Source organism: Verrucomicrobiota bacterium (assembly GCA_016200005.1).
Classification (GTDB): Bacteria; Verrucomicrobiota; Verrucomicrobiia; order Limisphaerales; family PALSA-1396; genus PALSA-1396.
Window position 1 is genome coordinate 22408 of the sequence record JACQFP010000012.1, and the last position, 18323, is coordinate 40730.

The following is an 18323-nucleotide window of genomic DNA, read 5'->3' on the forward strand; positions in this document are numbered from 1 at the left end:
GTCGCACTGATTGATTGCTAACTGGGCGGCATGACTTTCCTGCCTATCGTCGAGCGTGAACTGCGCGTGGCCGCGCGGAAACGCAGCACGTTCTGGCTGCGGGTGGTCGCGGCGCTGGTGGCGTTGGTCATCGGAGGTGGGTTTCTCATCTTGAGCACGTTCACAGGTTCGGTGTTTGGGGCCGCAAGCTTGGGCAAAGGATTGTTTGCCACGCTGACGTGGCTCAGTCTGGCGGTGGCATTGTCGGCCGGGTTGTTCTTCACGTCGGATTGTTTGAGCGAGGAAAAGCGCGATGGGACGCTCGGCTTTCTGTTCCTTACCGATCTGCGCGGCTATGACGTCGTGCTGGGCAAGCTACTGGCGACGTCGTTGCGGGGTTTTTATGCGCTGCTCGCCGTGTTCCCGATTCTCGCCATCACGCTGCTGATGGGGGGAGTCACGGGTGGGCAGTTTTGGATGACGTTGCTGGCGCTGGTCAATGCGCTGTTCGTGTCGCTGGCGGCAGGAATGTTTGTGTCGGCGATCAGCCGCTATTCCCAGAGGGCGCTGGCGGCGACGTTGTTTTTGTTGTTCGTCATCGTCACGGTTGGCCCGGCGATTGACGGGACATTCGCCGCCATCAAAGGGCGCGCCTTCAATCCGGTTTTAAGTCTGACGAGTTCCGGCTATCTTTTCGTGTCAGCGGGCGGTTCTGGCCAGTCACCATTCTGGCTGGGACTGGTCGCCAATCAAGCTGTTGCCTGGACACTTTTCGGCCTGTCTTCCGTGCTGCTCCCGCGCACATGGCAGGAACGGGCGCGGAAGATTTCAGCGGTCAAGGCAAACTGGTCGTACGCCTGGAAATTCGGCGGAGCGAAAAGTCGTCGGGTGTTCCGCCGAAAACTGATCGAGCCGAATCCGGTTCTGTGGCTGGCGTGCCGGGAGCGCTGGCAGTCCTGGGCGTTATGGATGCTTACCATTTTGATAGCGGGAGGATTTGTCGCGACGTTCGCGAGCAAGCACCGAGAGTTACTCGCGATGATCTGGAGTTCCTGCGCCGGTCTCTTGACTCTGGTGCTGTATCTGGGAACCGCATCGCAGGCTGGCCGCTTTTTTGTCGAAGCGCGACGCAGTGGTTTGATCGAATTGTTGCTGGCGACGCCGCTGACGTCGAAGCAGATTGTGCAGGGCCAGGGGCGCGCGTTGCTGCGAATGTTTGGCGCGCCGCTGGTGGTGTTGGTGGCGGTTCAGTTGCTTGGAACATTTTTGGCTCAGCAGATGACTTGGAGCCGAATCGCTGCTGTTACTCCTCCCACGCCAACGGTAGCGACAACGACCAACACCACAACTAACACGACGTTGGTAACGAGGACGACCGTGACGACGAGCAGGCTTGGAACCACGACGGCGGTTTCCGTTGGCGGATTTGCCGGGCCAAATGAAATCGTGATGCTGGTCATCTCCGTTGCAGGCACGCTCACGTTCCTCGCGAACCTGGCGGCATTGTGTTGGTTCGGCATGTGGATGGGAATGAATTCGAGGAACAACAACCTGGCCACGTTGAAGACGATCGTGTTCGTTCAGGTGATCCCCTGGTTTGTGCTTTCCTTTGCGTCGATGATGATCGTTCCGCTGCTGCTGTTGCCAGGCTTGATGAAGGGAGTTCCGTCCGCGACGTCGCAGATGATGACCTGGTATCCGCTGCTGGCCTCGGGGGTGGCGACTGTGCTCTATCTGGCCAAAGACGTTGGATTCTCGCTTTGGGCGCGGCGGAAATTGTATTCGGAATTCCGCGAGCAGGCCGTGCGGTCCGTGTCGCCGATTCTGCCGGCGCTGCCGCCACCGTTACCGGACGTAAATGTGCCGCCAGTAATTGCGCCGGGTTAAACCGCCAACCAAATGGTTCGGGAAGGCACAGCGGGATGAAGTAACGGGCGGCTCGCCTGGCCGCCGCCCGTTTCCGCATTGGCAGATCAGTTGGGGAAGGTGCGGTTCAAAAAGATTGTCGCGCCTTGAACGCCTTCGATGAGTTGACCGCGGGGGTCGAAGTTCAACAGCACTTCGCCCGGCTGGTCGGGTTCGGTGTCAAACTCGAGGTGGCCTTGGAAATCTCCTGCCACGTTGACCACGGTGATGGTGCCGCGATCCACGCCAGCGACACGCAATGTGTAGTTATCCGCAGGCAGGTTTTCGATTTCGACGCGGAAGTTCTGGCGGCAGTCACTGTCCTGACGAAAGCGCGCCTTGCCCTTGGCATCAGCGTCGATGCCGGAGTTGATCAATGGCACTTCGTTGTCCACGAGGCTGCACGCCCCGCCGTTGGTGCCTCCGCTGAACGTGGACGAGAAAAACGTCGTCGCCCCCTGTTTGATTTCGATGACTTGATTGCGCGGGTCGAACGTCAGCGGTAGTTCGCCGGGATCATCGGTCTCCGTGTCGAACTCGATCTCGCCTTTCGTACTGGCATTGGTGCTGACCACATTGATGCTGCCGCGCAAAGCGCCGGCGACGAACAAGTCATAGCTGCCGACCGGGAGTTTTTCGACTTCCACCCGGAAATCGCGTTCGCAATTGTCACGCACGCGGAAACGCGCCGAGCCAGTCGCGTCGGCATCGGCACCAGTGGAAGTCAAGCTGACGAGGGATTCCGAGACGGTGCAATCGTTCACGCCGGGAATTTGTGCCGCCATGCCGCCGGTGAAGAACAAATTGCCGCTTTGCAGGATGTCGATGGTCTTGTTGCGCGGATCGAAGTCCAACAGCACCGCGGGCGGGCGCGGCGAGGATTCGAATTCGATTTCGCCTTTTCCTTTTGAACCGACCGTGATGGTGCCGCGCAATACTCCGTCCACGAACAATTGGTAATCACCGGCGGGCACGTCTTCGATTTGGACCTTGAAACTGGAGCCGCTGGTTTTGTTGTAGAAGCTGGCCTCGGCATGGCCGCTTCCGGCCAGAGCAGTGGGTGTCAGGTCTGTGCTTTCACTCACGAGCGAACCGTCAGGTTCACCTTCGCCGGAGAACAGCAATTCCAAGACAGAATTCGTATCGTCGCTAATGCTGACCTGTTTACCGCGAGGATCAAAATCCAGCAATCGGGACGCACTGCTCGGCGGATTCTGAAAGTCCAGCGTGGTCTTGCCTGAGGAACTGCTGGTGAACGTGGCCCGCGTGACGCCGCCAACAATGAGGCGATAATCTTTGTCTGCCTCAAGCCCCTTGCACTTGATCAACACCTTCGACTTGGATGATTTGAGAGATGAGTTGATGGTGGCGGTCGCACTATCGTCAAAACCGGTGTTGTCAAACGAGCTTTTGCCTTTTGATTGTTGCTTGGCGGACGAACTTAGCGGCGCGCCGAGAGACAACGCTGCGATCAGCACTGCAACGGACGTGATACTGAGTGGTTTCATGATTTTGTACTCCTCATTAACGGTTGATGATGTTCAGGTCATGTTGTGACGGGTTTATGCGCATCAATGCTTCCGTGCCTCGGTGCGAACCTGCTGTGAATTCCGGAAGTTCGTCCGCGACTGGAAATCGACGCAGATAATATCATCCGCGTTTGCGAGGAACTTGCTACGCAGCTATTGGCAATTCCTGAGCGGATTTTGTCGTGCTCAGAAGCGGTTGTCCTGTTTTCGGATGTGTCGTCCTGGATGCCGAACGTGCCGTGTCGCCATGGCGGAGCGCGAATTGGGGATGGTTCTCAAACGTTGTACGTGGTGCTTGAAACCTGGCCGCCGTGGCCGGTCCAATTGGTGTGGAAGAATTCGCCGCGTGGTTTGTCAAGTCGCTCGTAAGTGTGCGCGCCAAAATAATCGCGTTGGGCCTGGAGGAGATTCGCCGGCAACCGTTCGGAGCGATAGGCGTCGTAGAAATTCAGCGCGGTGGAGAAGGCCGGCATCGGAATACCTTTTCGGGCTGCGACGGCGATCACGTTGCGCCACGAACGCTGGCAATCCTTGATGGCTTTCCTGAAGAACTTGTCGAACAACAAATTCGTGAGCTTCGGTTTGTTGTCGTAAGCTTCCTTGATTTTGCCGAGAAAGCGGCTGCGGATGATGCAGCCGCCGCGCCACATGAGGGCGATGCCGCCGTAGTTGAGATTCCATTGGTATTCCTGGGCGGCGGCGCGCAGGAGCATATAGCCTTGCGCATAGGAAACGATCTTGGACGCGTAAAGCGCCCGGCGAATGTCCTCGATGAATTTCGTGTGGTCGCCTTTGATGGATGGCTTAGGGCCTTTTAGCTTTTTGGCGGCAGCGACACGGTCCTCTTTGAGCGCAGAAATGCAACGCGAATAAACCGCCTCGGCAATCAACGTGATCGGGATGCCGAGTTCCTGCGATGAATTCACGGTCCATTTTCCGGTGCCCTTCTGACCGGCGGTGTCGAGGATTTTATCCACCAACGGCGCGCCGTCCGCGTCTTTGAACGCGAGAATGTCGCGGGTGATCTCGATGAGATAAGAATCCAGATCGCCTTTGTTCCATTCGGTAAAGACCTTGTGCATGTCCCCGGCGCTCAGGCCGAGGCCGACTTTCATCAAGTGATAGGCTTCGCAGATGAGCTGCATGTCGCCGTATTCGATGCCGTTGTGGACCATCTTGACGTAATGGCCGGCGCCGTTTTCGCCGACCCAATCGCAACAGGGCGAACCGTCTTCAACCTTGGCGGCGATGCCCTGGAAGATTTCTTTGACGTGCAACCACGCCGCGGGCGAGCCGCCCGGCATGATCGACGGGCCACGCCGCGCGCCTTCTTCGCCGCCAGAGACGCCGGTGCCGATGTAGAGCAGTCCCTTGGACTCGACATATTTTGTGCGCCGGATGGTGTCCTCAAAAAGCGAATTGCCGCCATCGATGATGATGTCGCCCGCTTCCAGGTGCGGCAGGAGTTGCTCGATGAATTCGTCCACGGCGCGGCCGGCCTTGACCATGAGCATCACACGGCGCGGTTTTTTCAAAAGCGCGACCAGTTCCGGGATGGAATGAGCGCCGAGGACCTTGGTGCCTTTGGCTTCGTTGGCGATGAAAGCGTCCACCTTTGAGATGGTGCGATTGAAGGCGACCACCGTGAAGCCGTGGTCGTTCATGTTGAGGATGAGATTCTGACCCATGACGGCCAGGCCGATGAGTGCAATGTCTGCTCTTGGTTCCATGTTGTCGTCCTTCCAAAAATTGCGACCTGCACGATACAAGAGGCTGAAGCGCGCGCCAGCTGTTTTTTTGATTTAGGAATCAAGAAAAGTCCGGACGATTTTTTTTCTATTTACATCGCGCTGAGTTGTGCCACTCTGCCCGCCATTGGCCTGAGACAAGAGAGCGGTGGGTGATTTTCACAGTTTGATGATCCAATGAAGATGAGCACGATGCGCACACTAACTTTGCTTTGCCTCGCTCTGGCGGAGACGCAGGCTGGTTGGGCGGCGGAGGCCGACCCGCCCAATGCGAAGCTGACCGAGCTAACGGAAATGAGTATGGAAGACCTCATGAACATCGAGGTGACCTCCGTTTCGAAGAAGCCGGAGAAGCTGGCGGACGCGGCGGCGGCTGTCACGGTCATCACGCAGGAGGACATCCGTCGTTCCGGCGTGACCAGCGTTGCCGAGGCCTTGCGGCTGGCGCCCGGACTGCAAGTGGCCCGGCAGGACGCGCACAATTGGGCGATCAGCGCGCGCGGTTTTAACGAAGTGTTCGCCAACAAACTGCAGGTCTTGATTGATGGGCGCAGCGTTTACACACCGCTTTTCTCCGGCGTGTTCTGGGACGTGCAAGACCTGATGCTGGAGGATGTGGATCGCATTGAAGTCATTCGTGGTCCGGGCGCAACCTTGTGGGGCGCCAACGCCGTCAACGGCGTCATCAACATCATCACCAAACCGGCGAAGGAAACCCAAGGCACGCTGCTCGTGGCCGGCGTCGGGACCGAAGAACAGGGCTTTGGCGCTGTTCGCTATGGAGACAAGCTCGGTGAGAACACTTATTTCCGCGTCTATGGCAAATTCGCCAACCATGATGACTCCGTTATTCCCTTCGGCGGCGACGCAAACGATGGCTGGTACAGTGGACGTGGCGGTTTCCGGGTGGACTGGACGCCTTCCGATACGCATTTGCTGACATTGCAAGGTGACGCCTACGAAGGTCGCGTCGAACAAACATTTACGAATGCGACGCCCACGCCGCCGTTCGTTCAAACTGTGATGGACAATTACATAACGCGAGGCGGAAATATGCTGGGCCGTTGGACGAGAACGTTCTCCGAGGACGCCAATCTCCAACTGCAGGTGTATTATGACCGCACGGAGCGCGACACCGCTATCTTTTCCGAAAAGCGCGACACGTTCGATTTTGACCTGCAGGATCGCTTTGCGCTCGGTTCGCGCAATGACCTGGTGTGCGGCGCCGGCTATTCGCTGTCGAGCGACAAGATTGGAAACACCTACACTCTGAGTTTCTCGCCGGCCCGCCGCAACACGCAATTGTTCAGTTCCTTTGTGCAGGACGAAATCAAGTTGTGGCCGGAACGATTGCGGCTGACGCTGGGCTCGAAATTCGAACACAACGATTACACGGGCTTTGAAGTGCAACCCAACGCGCGATTGCTTTGGACACCGCACGAAATGCACACGGTGTGGGCGTCCGTTTCGCGGGCGGTGCGCACGCCATCCCGCGCGGAAAACGATGTGCGATTGAACCAGCCGGGACCGTTCCCAGGCACGGTCACTTCCATTCTCGGAAGCCGCGCGTTTGAATCCGAGGAATTGCTGGCCTATGAACTGGGCTATCGCGTCCGGCCCCACGAGCGGTTGTCGTTCGATATGGCCGCGTTTTACAACGACTACGACAAGCTCCGGTCGTTCGAACCGGGCGCGCCCGTGCCGGGCGTGCCGGTCATCATTCCGCTGACAGTCAACAACCTGCTGGAAGGTGAGACGTATGGGGTGGAGTTTTCTCCCACCTGGCAGGCAACCGACTGGTGGCGTTTGCAGGCCGCCTATTCGTGGCTGAGTATTCAGCTCCACAATCGGCCCGGCAGTGCGGATCCGATCTCGCATGGCGCGGAAGGGCGCAGTCCGCAACATCAGTTTTTTGTGCGCTCGTTGATGGACTTGACGCGCCACTGGGAATTGGACGGCGAAGTGCGTTACGTGGACGGCCTGCCGAATTTGAAGATCAGCAGCTACGTGGTGATGGATGTGCGACTGGCCTGGCGACCCAACAAAAACCTTGAGCTTGCCGTGGTGGGCCAAAACCTGCTGGACAACCGGCATTCGGAATTCGCGCCAACCTTGTTGCGCACTCAGGCCACGGCGGTTGAGAACAGCGTTTATTTCAAAGTCACATGGCGTTTCTAGGTGTTGGCAAAACCGACCGTTGGGCGGGCGTCCCAATCGGACCTCGGCGCGCAGCTTGGGAGAGGAGGATGTCCGGCCGTCTTTGGTTGCTGGCGGGCAGGCTCCTTTTTCTTCTCGTACTTTTAGCGCCGGAAGGCATGGAGTGCCTGGCGCAAACTCCGGCGCCCACGGAATATCAGGTCAAGGCGGCCTTCCTGTATAACTTTGCCAAGTTTGTGGAGTGGCCATCGGTCTCCGCGGCCTCGAACGACGCGCCGTTTGTGGTCGGCGTGCTGGGTCGAAACCCCTTTGGTGCCGATCTTGATCAAATCCTCAAGGACAAAATCGTCAATCGCCGGCCGGTGAAGATCAAACAGTGCGAAACCGCGCAAGCGGCGCGGAACTGTCAGATTCTGTTCATCGGTGCCACGGAGGAAACGCGGCTGCCGCAAATTTTCGAGGCCCTCAAAGGCGCCGCCGTGCTGACAGTCAGTGATATCCGGCGATTCGCCGACCGCGGCGGGATGATTTGTTTCGTGATGGAGGAAAACAAAGTCCGCTTTGAAATCAACAAGAGCAACGCCCAACAGGCCGGACTCACCGTCAGCGCGCAACTGTTGAAATTGGCGAAAGTGGTGCACAACAACCCGTCGGAGAGGAAAGAATAACATGTGGGATTGGTCGCGCATTTCGCTGCGCCGAAAGATGATGTCGATCATTGTGGTGACCAGCAGCGCTGGCTTGCTGCTGGCCTGCGCGGCGTTTGTGACCTACGAACTGATTTCCGTCCGCCAGGCCATGCCGCGCGAATTGTCCATCCTGACCCACGTCATCGGCCATGACAGCATGGCGGCGCTTTCCTTCAACGATCCCAGGGATGCCGCGCAAAACCTCTCCGCCCTCCGCGTGCAACCCCACATTGTCCGCGCCTGCATCTACGACAAGGACGGGCAGGTTTTTGCCGAATACGTCCGGGACGGCAAGAGCGGCAGTAAGTTGTTCCCGCCCGTCGAGCACCAAGGCTCGCGTTTCGAGAACAATTACCTGGTGATGTTTGATCCGATGGTGCTGGATGGCATGCCGATCGGCACCGTTTACATCCAGTCTGATCTGGAAGCGATGCATTCCCGACTGCTGCTCTACGGAGAAATCGCGGCGGCCGTTCTGCTCGCCTCGCTCCTGCTCTCGCTGTTCCTTTCCCAGCGGCTGCAACGCGTCGTCACAGAGCCGGTGTTGCATCTGGCCCGGGCGACGCAGGTCGTCTCCGAGAAGAAGGACTACTCGGTCCGCGTTGCCAGGCAAAGCCAGGACGAACTGGGTCTGCTCGTGGACGGGTTCAACCAGATGCTGACGCAAATCCAGGAACGCGACCGGGCCTTGCACGAAGCGCGCGAGGAACTCGAACAGCGCGTGGAGGAACGGACGCTCGAATTATCCAAAGCCAACACCCAGTTGAAGGAGGAAATCGCCGAACGCCGCCGGGCCGAGGAGGAACACCAGAAATTGGTGGCTCTGGTGGAGAACAGCAACGATTTCATTGGCCTGGCCACGCTGGACGGCGAGGTGTTGTTCCTGAATGAAGCCGGTCGCAAACTGGTCGGGCAGGACCAGCTCGCGCAGGTCCAGGGCACCCGCATTATAGAATATGTGCCGGCGCAATCTCAGGCTCAACTGCGCGATGAAATTTTTCCCGCGATCAAGGCCGGGGGCGTGTGGCAGGGCGAGACTCAACTGCGCCATTTCAAGACCGGCAAGCCGATTTCCGTGAACATGAGTTCCTTTCTCATCCGCAATCCACAAACCAATGAGCCGATCTGCCTGGCCACGGTCTCCCGCGACATGACCGAGCAGCACAAGCTTCAAATCCAGCTCCGTCAATCGCAGAAAATGGAGGCGGTCGGGCAATTGGCAGCGGGCATCGCGCACGATTTCAACAACATCCTGACGGTGATTCAGGGGCATGCCGGCCTGTTGCTGGGCAACCCCGACCTCGACGACAACGCGATCGCGTCGTGCAAGCAGATTTCCGTTTCGGCGGAGCGGGCGGCCAACCTGGTGCGTCAACTCCTGGCGTTCAGCCACAAACAGATCATGGTGTCCCAGTTGCTGGATTTGAACGAGGTCGTCAGCGGCGTCATCAAAATGCTCCACCGGGTGCTGGGTGAGAACATCACCCTGAACTTCCAGCCCGGCCCCCATCTGCGCCCGGTCCGCGCGGATGCCGGCATGATGGAGCAGGTCATGATGAATCTCGCCGTCAATGCGCGCGATGCCATGCCCAAAGGCGGAAACCTGGTCATCAACACGCGCGCCCAGGAAATCGACGCGGCCTACGTCCAGCAAAATCCCGAAGCGCAAGCCGGCGACTTTGTCTGCCTGAGCGTCAGCGACACCGGCTGTGGCATGGACGCCGAGACGTTAAGCCATATCTTTGAACCGTTCTTCACGACGAAGGAAGTTGGACGGGGCACCGGGCTGGGATTGTCAACGGTCTATGGCATTGTCAAGCAACATCAGGGTTGGGTCGAAGCCACGAGCGAGCCGGGCCAAGGCGCTCTGTTCAAGATTTTTTTGCCGGCCAGCTCCGAGGGGGCCGAACCATTGCTGGACAAAACCACCCCGCCTGCCCCGCCCGCCGCGCGCGGCGGTTTGGAAACCGTCCTGGTGGTCGAGGATGAAACCCCGCTGCGCGTTCTGGTGAGAAATGTGCTGAAGCGCTACGGTTATCAGGTTCTGGAAGCGGAGTCCGGCGTGGAAGCCCTGCAGATCTGGCTGCAACAGCGCGGCCAGATTGATTTGTTGTTGACCGATATGGTGATGCCCGGCGGCATATCGGGCCGGGAACTGGCGGAAAAACTGCGAGCCGAGAAACCGCCACTGCGCGTCATCTACACCAGCGGTTACAGCGCGGATTTGGTTGGCGAAGGGACGCTGCAGTTGGACGGATCAAATTTTCTTCAAAAGCCTTTTGATGCCTCCCGGTTGGCGCGAATGGTGCGTGAGAGTCTGGATCTCGGTCGGTCGAAGGCCGACGGGAAAGGCTGAAGCCGACACCGGGCAGACCACCGGAACCACACACCGCTCAAGCCGCCCGGCCGCCCAATTGCAGCCGGGGGTCCGTTTCCAGCATGGCTTTCAAATTGGGCCAGTTGGCGCCATTCATGTCGTTGAACGCATTTAAATAGACCGCCGTGGCTTCCGGCGGATGTTTGGCGAGCAACGTATCGACCGCGCTGCGGAGCTTTCCATCGTCCATGGACGCGGGCAAATCCTCGACGGCACCCTGATCATGGGTCAAACCCAACGCGTCCAGGAAATCCACGAGCATGGCTTTCTGTTTCTTGATCAGCCACGAGCGGATCAGGTTTCCCGCCACCAATTCCATGGACGGCCGGGCCAGGGCGGTGAGGATGCCGGTGTGGCGTTGGGCGCGCGGTTGACGTTCGAGAAAAATGGGCCGCACTTTGCGTGAATCGGCGACCGCGTGGAGCGTGGCGCGGTAAAGGTCCTTGTCCTCTTCGAACGCGAAGGTGAGAATTTCGCCCGCGAGCGCCGGGGACATGAAGCCGAAAAGTTCGTGGCAGGTCAGCATGGGTCTGGTTCAAAATTCTGATTTCAACTGACAGTCGTCGCCGTGATCTTGTACCGTTTTGCCAGTTGTTCGCAAGTTTCCTGTTCCAACAATAACGTCTTGCCGCCTTCCAATGCCAGCACGGAAATTCCTCCCGCGGCGCAGACTTCCAACGTCTGCGGCCCGAGGCAAGGGATGTCAAAACGCCAATCGTGATTTTCCTTGGCGACCTTGACCGCGACGGCGCCGCCGTCTTTGCCAGCCAGTTCCCCGCCGCGCGCAAGACATCGGTCCGTCCCTTCAAATCCTTCGACGGCGAGCACGGTGCCGTTTTTCACCACCACCGTCTGGCCGATTTCCAGCCGCGACATCTCTTTGGCGATCCGATAACCGAACGCCACATCAGCCCGTTGCTCCGCCGACAACTTCGGGCCGAGACGGAAACCTTCGCCAGGCATCAACGGTTTCAGCCACGGCGTGGCGATGATCAACTCGACGCCGTCCTTTTTCAATTCGTCGGCAATGGCGCCAAAAATCGTGTGGGCATTTTTTTCCTTGAGCTTGAACAGCATGGCGACGGCCCGCAAGTCAGGGCGGATGTCGAACAGATTCTTGGGCGCAATTTGTCCCACCATGACGCATTGTTTGACGTTCCGCTCGGTGAACGTGCCGATCAATTTGGAAAGCTGACCGACCTTGAGCCAGACGATCTCATCGACGAGCGCCGCGAGGCCGGGGTCGGTTTCGCCTTCAAAAGCGGCAGCGACCAGCCGTTGGACGCCCATTTGGCGCGCCTGTCGGGCGAAGATCAATGGCAGGGAGCGGTTTCCCGCGATGATGCCCAGAGATTCCATGCGTGTCAGTAGTCGGCAGTCTGTAGTCGGTGGTTGTTCAACTCAGTTCGATGGCGGACATGCTACGTGGCAAGTGAGCAACTGACAACTTTTTTGCTTTGACAGTACGGCAAATTCCCAGTGACATCCTCGGACAAATAGAAACCATCAAATCACACAAATTATGCTAAAGCCCGTTTATCTTTGCTCGTCCATCCTGACCCTCGTTTGCTCACTGTCGCTCACTCCGTCCGCGCCTGCCGCCGGGGACAAGCCGTGTTATGAGTTGCGCACCTATTACGCGGTGCCGGGCAAGCTCGACGCGTTGCACGCCCGCTTTCGCGATCACACCTGCAAACTGTTCGAGAAACATGGCATTCAAAATCTCGGCTACTGGGTGCCTTTGGATAATTCTGAGAACAAGTTGATCTACCTGCTGGCTCATCCCAGCCGCGAGGCGGCCAAGACATCGTGGAAGGAATTCATGGCCGACCCGGACTGGCAGGCGGCTTACAAGGCTTCCGAAGCCAACGGCAAGCTCGTGAACAAAGTGGAATCTGTCTTCACGCAAGCTACGGATTATTCTCCGACGGAAGACCAGAACTCCGGCAGTGAGCCACGCGTATTCGAGTTGCGCACTTACAAGGCCGCTCCGGGAAAACTGAATGATCTTCATGCCCGCTTTCGCGATCACACCTGCAAACTCTTCGAGAAACACGGCATTCAGAACATTGGCTACGGCGTTCCGATGGACAAGGACAAGGGCGCGGATGACACACTGATTTACTTGATCGCCCACAAGAGCAAGGCAGCCGCCGCTGAATCCTGGAAGGCGTTTGCCTCCGATCCCGATTGGAAGAAAGCCAAGGCCGAGTCCGAAGCCAAAGCCGGCGGCCCGCTGACGGTTGAGGGTGGAGTCAAATCCGTTTATTTGAAAGCGACCGACTACTCGCCGATCAAGTAAACAGCCTGCTCGTTTTCACAATAGCTTCTCGGCGTAGGATGACTTGGTTTGACTTGCCTACGCCTCTGACGTAGTTTCTTTCGCGTGGTCTTTATCGAAACACCCACGTTCACGAAGCGCGTCCTTCAACTCATGGAGGACGAACAGTATTCGGCGTTGCAGTTGTATCTGGCGGCGCATCCTGATGCCGGGAAGGTAATCCGGGGGGTCAGGCGGAATGCGGAAGATTCGGTGGGCGGGTGGCGGGCACGGCAAGCGCGGCGGCTTGCGGCTGATTTATTACTGGTGGGTTGCCCAAGACCGCATCTCGCTGCTGCTCGTCTATCCGAAGAGCGAGCAGGATGACTTGAGCGCGGATCAAGTGAAACAGCTTCGGAGAGCGTTGGAGATTTGAACTTATGAAGAAAGAACTATTCGACGAACTGCTGCAAAGCGTAAAGGAAGCCGCGGGCATCGAGCGCGGCGATGCCCGGCCCTCCCGCAAATTCGAAATCAAGACTGCCAATGACGTGATTCGCGTCCGGAACAAGCTCGGTGTCTCGCAGACGCGGTTTGCCCGCTTGCTCGGCATAAGCGAGGACACACTTCAGAATTGGGAACAGGGCCGCCGCAAACCCACCGGCCCGGCCAAAGTGCTGCTCAAAGTGGCGGCGAAGCACCCGAAGGTTATTTTGGAAGCGGTGGCGTAAGAGAAGCCACCGTCGGGCGAGTTGTTCAAGGCCGCAAGCGAGGCGCCGACGAGCCGCTGATTTACCTGGTGGCGCACAAGAGCAAGGAAGCCGCCGCTGAATCGTGGAAAGCGTTTGCCTCCGATCCCGATTGGAGGAGAGCCAAGGCCGAATCCGAAGCCAAAGCCGGTGGCCCGCTGACGGTTGAGGGTGGAGTCAAATCCGTTTATTTGAAAGCGACGGACTATTCGCCGATCGAGTAACCGGCTGTTGGCGGTTCTTTGTCGCCAGCTCTTCCGTCGGGTAAGTCCAGATTTCGGCGAGCGTCGGATGATAATGCGGCATCGCCGCCAGTTCGTGAACCGTCATGCGCTTCTGCATGGCGGCGATGATTTCATGAATCAATTCCCCTCCCATCGGGCCGACGCAACAGCCGCCGATGATTTCGCCGGTGGTTGGATTGGCGAGCAGTTTCACAAAACCATCGAGCGCTTCCATGATAAGCGACTTGCCGTGGTCGTTGAAGGGATGGCTGGCGGCTAGAAATGGAATGTTACGCGCCGTGGCCTCATTTTCTGAGAGGCCAACACAGCCAATTTGCGGATCAGTGAAAATGACGGTAATTAATAGGCGATGGTCGATACTTCGCGGCCTGTCGGGATTAGCGATGTTATGGGCGGCGATTTCTCCTTCCTGGACCGCAATGTGAACAACTTCATGCCTGTTCGTGCAATCGCCCGCCGCGTAAATGTGCGCCGCGCTGGTTTGCATACGGTCGTTGGTCACGATGCGACCGCCTTCGGTGGACACGCCGGCATCGTCCAAGTTCAAAGAGCCGGTGTTTGGAACGCGCCCCAACGCAAGAAGAACTTCTTCAGCGGCAACGCGAACGGTCCGACCTTCGTGTTCAAACGTAACTCCCTTCAATTTTCCTTCGCACCAGGCATCGGTCAGTTTGGTGTTGTTGTAAAGCGTGATGCCTTCTCGGCGGAAAACCTTTTCAAGTTCAATGGCGGCGTCGGTGTCGAGGTGGCGCAGGATGTGTTCACTTCGTTGGATCAAAGTGACATTGACATCGAAACGCGTGAAGAACTGGGCGAACTCAACGCCCACAGCGCCGCCACCGAGAACGATCAGAGATTTCGGCGGTCGGGTCAGCGTCAGTGCCGTGTCACTGCTAAGGTAGTTGGCTCCGCAAAGCTGGGGCAGGGGAGGTGGCGCCACGACTGAGCCGGTGCTGATGATGAAATGTCCCGCCGTAAGATTCCCTCTCCTGTCGAGCGCGACCGTGTGCGGGTCAACGAATCGCGCGGATGCTCGAATGAACTTGAATCGGCCATCGGTGAGTTGTTTGCGCCGGTCATCCGCAAAGTTTTTGATCATCGCATTCTTGCGCGCCATGACTTGCGAAAAGTCAAAGCCAACGTCGCGTGCATGAATTCCCCATGTGCCGGCGTGGCGGGCAAGATGGATTACATCGGCGGCGTAAAGCAGCGCCTTGCTTGGCATACAACCGCGTAGAATACAGAGGCCACCGACCTCATCGCCGCCCTCGATGACGACGGTGCGCAACCCCGCAGCCGACGCCGTTCGCGCCGCGGCGTAGCCGCCACTCCCGCCGCCGATGACGGCAACGTCGTAGTCGAACTGATTCATGCTGCAGAAGATTAACCAGGGCGAGGCAGCGTCAAATGATTTTGTGGAAAGCTGGAGTCCCGTGTGTCGTCACCGACGTTAGGAGCCAGACACTGCGTTCTGGCAGTCTTATTTCTTCTTTGTCGGGAAGGGACAGGCCGCGCAACCCGGTAATGATACGAATTTGCTGTTTGACGCTTCGGGGGAATGTGGCCTGCGCCTCAACCGTTTAGGGGTTCCTCTTCTTGAACTCTCGCTTAATCTCCCTGAGTTGTATCGCGATGACGAAAACCAAGAGAACGACCGCAATCTCCAAAAGACGGTCTGCAGGAAACCGACCGAGCAAAATGATCTTATAGCCAAATGCTTTCGCGATCCTGTCGATCACGGCGAGCCCGAGCAACACGAACGCCCCCAAGAAGAAGAGGCGGGATGCCATCGAAATCACCTTTTCAAGAGTCATAGCTGTTCTCGATCTTCATATTCGGGGAGGCTCAAATCCAGGCTATTTTCGCGGAATCGTAAGCGTTTTTTCATGGATCCTCCCTTGGTCAATGTTCACAAATACGGCCGTGATCGTCCTGTCCGATTTCTGAAACCAGAGCCCGACCCACGCGGGATTCTCTGCGTTTTGGGTCACGCCGATCAGCGGTCCATAATCATCCGGGATCGCGTCAGCAAATTTGGTTGGATCGAGCTTCAACTGTCCCGCCCCATGTGTGTTGACCGGCTCGATCTTGGTGCATGAGAGTGTTGCTAGGCACAGGATGAGAACGCATAAAGTGCCAAGAAGCCTTTTCACCAAAGATAGAAAATTACTGTTTGACGCTTTGCAGGAGACGAAGAATTGCTTCTGCGTCTGGTTCATGTTTGAGGCATCGTATGCCTTCCCCACCAACTGTCAACATTTTTTTGGGACTCTTTAGGCACTAGGCACTCACCTCCGGCTCTTCAATCGCTGCTGCAAGTGCTTCGGCCACCGGCGGTAGAAACCTTTGATCGTGGAGGACAGCGCAAGCGGCTGCCTGCCTACCGTTCCGTGCCGCTGACTGATTGACAGGATTCGTTGTGCTCCTAACAATTCGTGACTTGAGCAACATCATTTATCCCCGCAGCCCGCGCGAAGTCATGGCCGGGTGGACATATCTGCCTCGCTTTGTTGATAAAATCCGCCTGCACCTGGCGGGGAAGCTGCACCCGGATTACCAGGAAAATTTCACCAAAGGTTTTGATGGCGCGTGGCTCAAGGCCGCCGGTTTGTCCGCCGAGCAATTCATCGAAGTGGTTAAGAATACCATCACTGACGGAGAAGTGTGCGATTGGGTGATCAAAAACGTGAAGAAGACGGAGGCTGAAAAGGCCACGCATCGAGATGCGATCTTGAATTATGGCAGGAGCGGGGACTCGGCGTTGCAGGCGAGACTGAAGCTGCGCAAAGAACAGGCCGGCCTGACTCACCGCGATGACATCGAGACATTCGTTGATTTCATCGACGCGGATGAGAAGAGGATCTAGTTTTTTTTGGGTTTGCACGATCTGGTGAAATCTTTGACCATTGGCGCCGGCAACAACCAGTCACACGCAACCAGTCAGAATATGAATCAAGCACTCAACTATTTCCGGCGCGACGCGGCTGAAGTTAAACCGTGGGCCGAAACCTGTGGACAAATCCGTCCGCTGATCGAAGAAAAGGATGGCGCAGCGGCGGAATTGCACCACCTCGAAATCACCGACGCCAAACTGCATTATCACGAGCGCACTGACGAAATTTACTATGTCTTCGGCGGTCAGGGTTGGATGCAACTCGACGACAGTAAGATTGACTTGCATGAGGGTGTGGCGGTTTATGTGCCCCGTGGCGTCAAGCACAGGGCCTGGGGCAATCTGAAGGTGCTGGTCGTCTGCATTCCCCGCGGGGTGTTGCACGACGTTCACGAAATCGAACCGACCTGACGGAGTGACGTGGTGCCGCGCTCATTATCTCGAGAGTCTTCGATCGTGCGTGCAGCGATCAGATGAGACTTGACGCCGCCTGCGGAAGCGCGAGCCTCCCGCTCCATGAGAATCTCGACATTTACTGGACGCTGGCTGAGGTCAAAGTTTCTGCCATCGGTCGCTCTTGTAATCTTTGGACCGTTAGCTTCACTGGCCCCAGCCAAGGAGCCGGCGCCCGGGCCAGAGTACGCGTTGCCGGTTTTCCCTCGCGAAGACTCGTTCCAGAAAGATCCCGAGACTGGCACCGACATGTTGTTTCTCACCGACGCAAAGTCCAAGGACACGCATCTGTACTTTCATCAACGCTCGTGGCTGGCGGACGGCTCGCTGATTTTTTTCTACTCGGCGCGCGAAAAAGGCGGATTGATGGCCTACGTCGTCGAGACCGGCGGACTGGTGCAACTTACGGCCGCAGACGGTTCGAAGGTAGGCAGTGCCTCGGCGGCGGTGAACCGTAATAGCGTGTTGTGCACGGCGGGGGAACGTGTGCTGGAAATCCAACTCGCCATCACAATCCAGGTCAAAGATGCGCACAAACATGCGCAAGTGATGGCGCGTGAGCGGCACCTGGGCACCGTGCGCGGCATGGATGGGACGCTCAACGAAAGCTGCGACGGACGCTACGTTGCCGTGGGTCAGCCGGCGGTGGCTGGCGGGGCCAAGGCGGGCATCGTGATCATCGACGCGCATACCGGCAAATCGGAACGCCTATGCGATGTTCCGGACGGCGTTACCTATCAGTGGCACGTGCAATGGAGCACGACCAATCCCTACTGGCTCAGCTTCGCCGGTGAACCTGATCGTCTTTGGGTGGTGGATATCCGCGACCGGAAACCGTGGTGCCCCTACAAGGCGCTTCCCGACGAACTGGTCACCCACGAATCGTGGTGGGTGAACGACCAGTTGATTTTCTGCGGCGGCGTTCAGCCGAAACCGACGGAGGAGTCGCACGTGAAGGTGATGGACCTGCATTCCGGCACCATCCGGATTATCGGCGCCGGCAGTTGGTGGCCGGGTGCCGCGCCGAAGGACATCGCCAAACGCAATTGGTGGCACACGTCCGGCAGCCCGGATGGACGCTGGATCGCCGCCGACAACTGGCATGGCGACATCATGCTTTTCGAAGGGAAGACAACGCGACCCCGCCTGCTCACGACGAATCATCGCACCTACGGTCAGGGTGAGCATCCAGAAGTCGGCTGGGACCGCAAGGGACGGCAGGTGGTTTTTGGTTCGCACAAACTCGGCGGGATGACGGTTTGTGTAGCAACGATTCCGGACGCCTGGCAGAAGGAGTTGACCGACATTCGCGTCGGCTTGGAGGCGAAATAGTTGAGCC

General features: G+C 57.8%; 16 protein-coding genes and 1 pseudogene. 10 read left to right on the forward strand and 7 right to left on the reverse strand.

The features are described from left to right. Positions 1 to 30: 30 nt before the first annotated feature. On the forward strand, positions 31 to 1866 hold the full coding sequence (locus HY298_03740; protein ID MBI3849395.1) for an ABC transporter permease subunit: 1836 nt from the start codon (positions 31 to 33) through the stop codon (positions 1864 to 1866). Positions 1867 to 1952: 86 nt separating this feature from the next. Here the strand turns inward: HY298_03740 and HY298_03745 are convergent, their stop codons facing one another. Beyond that, on the reverse strand, positions 1953 to 3392 hold the full coding sequence (locus tag HY298_03745; protein MBI3849396.1) for a hypothetical protein: 1440 nt from the start codon (positions 3390 to 3392) through the stop codon (positions 1953 to 1955). A 296-nt stretch (positions 3393 to 3688) separates the two neighbouring features. After that, a complete protein-coding gene (gnd, locus tag HY298_03750) occupies positions 3689 to 5143 on the reverse strand; it encodes a decarboxylating NADP(+)-dependent phosphogluconate dehydrogenase (GenBank protein MBI3849397.1) in 1455 nt (484 codons plus the stop codon). A gap of 195 nt (positions 5144 to 5338) precedes the next feature. On the opposite strand from gnd, the gene HY298_03755 reads away from it, so the two are divergent. From HY298_03755 to HY298_03765, 3 genes are all read left to right on the forward strand, one after another. Further along, the gene (locus HY298_03755; protein ID MBI3849398.1) at positions 5339 to 7339 is read left to right on the forward strand and encodes a TonB-dependent receptor; all 2001 of its coding nucleotides are present in this window, start codon (positions 5339 to 5341) and stop codon (positions 7337 to 7339) included. 68 nt (positions 7340 to 7407) lie between these two features. Beyond that, a complete protein-coding gene (locus HY298_03760) occupies positions 7408 to 7986 on the forward strand; it encodes a YfiR family protein (GenBank protein ID MBI3849399.1) in 579 nt (192 codons plus the stop codon). 37 nt (positions 7987 to 8023) lie between these two features. Next, on the forward strand, positions 8024 to 10363 hold the full coding sequence (locus HY298_03765; protein ID MBI3849400.1) for a response regulator: 2340 nt from the start codon (positions 8024 to 8026) through the stop codon (positions 10361 to 10363). A 37-nt stretch (positions 10364 to 10400) separates the two neighbouring features. Here the strand turns inward: HY298_03765 and HY298_03770 are convergent, their stop codons facing one another. Both HY298_03770 and HY298_03775 read right to left on the reverse strand, forming a co-directional pair. Then, positions 10401 to 10910, reverse strand: a complete 510-nt coding sequence (locus tag HY298_03770) for a hypothetical protein (protein ID MBI3849401.1) — start codon at positions 10908 to 10910, stop codon at positions 10401 to 10403. 23 nt (positions 10911 to 10933) lie between these two features. Continuing rightward, positions 10934 to 11743, reverse strand: coding sequence for an LpxI family protein (locus tag HY298_03775; protein MBI3849402.1), 810 nt, complete (start codon positions 11741 to 11743; stop codon positions 10934 to 10936). 163 nt (positions 11744 to 11906) lie between these two features. Between HY298_03775 and HY298_03780 the strand changes: the two genes are divergently transcribed. The 3 genes and pseudogenes from HY298_03780 (at position 11907) to HY298_03790 (ending at position 13375) form a co-directional block, all read left to right on the forward strand. Beyond that, positions 11907 to 12686 (forward strand): NIPSNAP family protein, encoded by a 780-nt coding sequence (locus HY298_03780; protein ID MBI3849403.1) that lies wholly within the window; start codon positions 11907 to 11909, stop codon positions 12684 to 12686. 84 nt (positions 12687 to 12770) lie between these two features. Then, positions 12771 to 13080, forward strand: a pseudogene (locus HY298_03785) (type II toxin-antitoxin system RelE/ParE family toxin). A gap of 4 nt (positions 13081 to 13084) precedes the next feature. Next, the gene (locus tag HY298_03790; GenBank protein MBI3849404.1) at positions 13085 to 13375 is read left to right on the forward strand and encodes a helix-turn-helix domain-containing protein; all 291 of its coding nucleotides are present in this window, start codon (positions 13085 to 13087) and stop codon (positions 13373 to 13375) included. 195 nt (positions 13376 to 13570) lie between these two features. On the opposite strand, the gene HY298_03795 is transcribed toward HY298_03790, so the two are convergent. From HY298_03795 to HY298_03805, 3 genes are all read right to left on the reverse strand, one after another. After that, complete coding sequence (locus HY298_03795) at positions 13571 to 15010, reverse strand: NAD(P)/FAD-dependent oxidoreductase (GenBank protein MBI3849405.1); 1440 nt, start codon at positions 15008 to 15010, stop codon at positions 13571 to 13573. Between the two features lie 208 nt (positions 15011 to 15218). Then, complete coding sequence (locus HY298_03800; protein MBI3849406.1) at positions 15219 to 15452, reverse strand: hypothetical protein; 234 nt, start codon at positions 15450 to 15452, stop codon at positions 15219 to 15221. 42 nt (positions 15453 to 15494) lie between these two features. After that, entirely contained in the window at positions 15495 to 15857 is a 363-nt protein-coding gene (locus HY298_03805) for a hypothetical protein (GenBank protein ID MBI3849407.1), read from the reverse strand. Positions 15858 to 16057: 200 nt separating this feature from the next. Between HY298_03805 and HY298_03810 the strand changes: the two genes are divergently transcribed. The 3 genes from HY298_03810 to HY298_03820 all read left to right on the forward strand — a co-directional run bounded on the left by HY298_03810 (position 16058) and on the right by HY298_03820 (position 18316). Beyond that, positions 16058 to 16504 (forward strand): DUF5069 domain-containing protein, encoded by a 447-nt coding sequence (locus tag HY298_03810; protein ID MBI3849408.1) that lies wholly within the window; start codon positions 16058 to 16060, stop codon positions 16502 to 16504. An 81-nt stretch (positions 16505 to 16585) separates the two neighbouring features. Continuing rightward, the gene (locus HY298_03815) at positions 16586 to 16942 is read left to right on the forward strand and encodes a cupin domain-containing protein (GenBank protein ID MBI3849409.1); all 357 of its coding nucleotides are present in this window, start codon (positions 16586 to 16588) and stop codon (positions 16940 to 16942) included. Positions 16943 to 17233: 291 nt separating this feature from the next. Next, a complete protein-coding gene (locus tag HY298_03820; protein ID MBI3849410.1) occupies positions 17234 to 18316 on the forward strand; it encodes a hypothetical protein in 1083 nt (360 codons plus the stop codon). The last annotated feature ends 7 nt before the right edge of the window (positions 18317 to 18323 follow it).

Bases quoted from the DNA above. Each gene is read 5' to 3' on its own strand.
- HY298_03740 (MBI3849395.1), top strand. From the start codon at position 31: ATGACTTTCCTGCCTATCGTCGAGCGTGAACTGCGCGTGGCCGCGCGG.
- HY298_03745 (MBI3849396.1), bottom strand. From the start codon at position 3,392: ATGAAACCACTCAGTATCACGTCCGTTGCAGTGCTGATCGCAGCGTTG.
- gnd (MBI3849397.1), bottom strand. From the start codon at position 5,143: ATGGAACCAAGAGCAGACATTGCACTCATCGGCCTGGCCGTCATGGGT.
- HY298_03755 (MBI3849398.1), top strand. From the start codon at position 5,339: ATGAAGATGAGCACGATGCGCACACTAACTTTGCTTTGCCTCGCTCTG.
- HY298_03760 (MBI3849399.1), top strand. From the start codon at position 7,408: ATGTCCGGCCGTCTTTGGTTGCTGGCGGGCAGGCTCCTTTTTCTTCTC.
- HY298_03765 (MBI3849400.1), top strand. From the start codon at position 8,024: ATGATGTCGATCATTGTGGTGACCAGCAGCGCTGGCTTGCTGCTGGCC.
- HY298_03770 (MBI3849401.1), bottom strand. From the start codon at position 10,910: ATGCTGACCTGCCACGAACTTTTCGGCTTCATGTCCCCGGCGCTCGCG.
- HY298_03775 (MBI3849402.1), bottom strand. From the start codon at position 11,743: ATGGAATCTCTGGGCATCATCGCGGGAAACCGCTCCCTGCCATTGATC.
- HY298_03780 (MBI3849403.1), top strand. From the start codon at position 11,907: ATGCTAAAGCCCGTTTATCTTTGCTCGTCCATCCTGACCCTCGTTTGC.
- HY298_03790 (MBI3849404.1), top strand. From the start codon at position 13,085: ATGAAGAAAGAACTATTCGACGAACTGCTGCAAAGCGTAAAGGAAGCC.
- HY298_03795 (MBI3849405.1), bottom strand. From the start codon at position 15,010: ATGAATCAGTTCGACTACGACGTTGCCGTCATCGGCGGCGGGAGTGGC.
- HY298_03800 (MBI3849406.1), bottom strand. From the start codon at position 15,452: ATGACTCTTGAAAAGGTGATTTCGATGGCATCCCGCCTCTTCTTCTTG.
- HY298_03805 (MBI3849407.1), bottom strand. From the start codon at position 15,857: ATGAACCAGACGCAGAAGCAATTCTTCGTCTCCTGCAAAGCGTCAAAC.
- HY298_03815 (MBI3849409.1), top strand. From the start codon at position 16,586: ATGAATCAAGCACTCAACTATTTCCGGCGCGACGCGGCTGAAGTTAAA.
- HY298_03820 (MBI3849410.1), top strand. From the start codon at position 17,234: ATGTTGTTTCTCACCGACGCAAAGTCCAAGGACACGCATCTGTACTTT.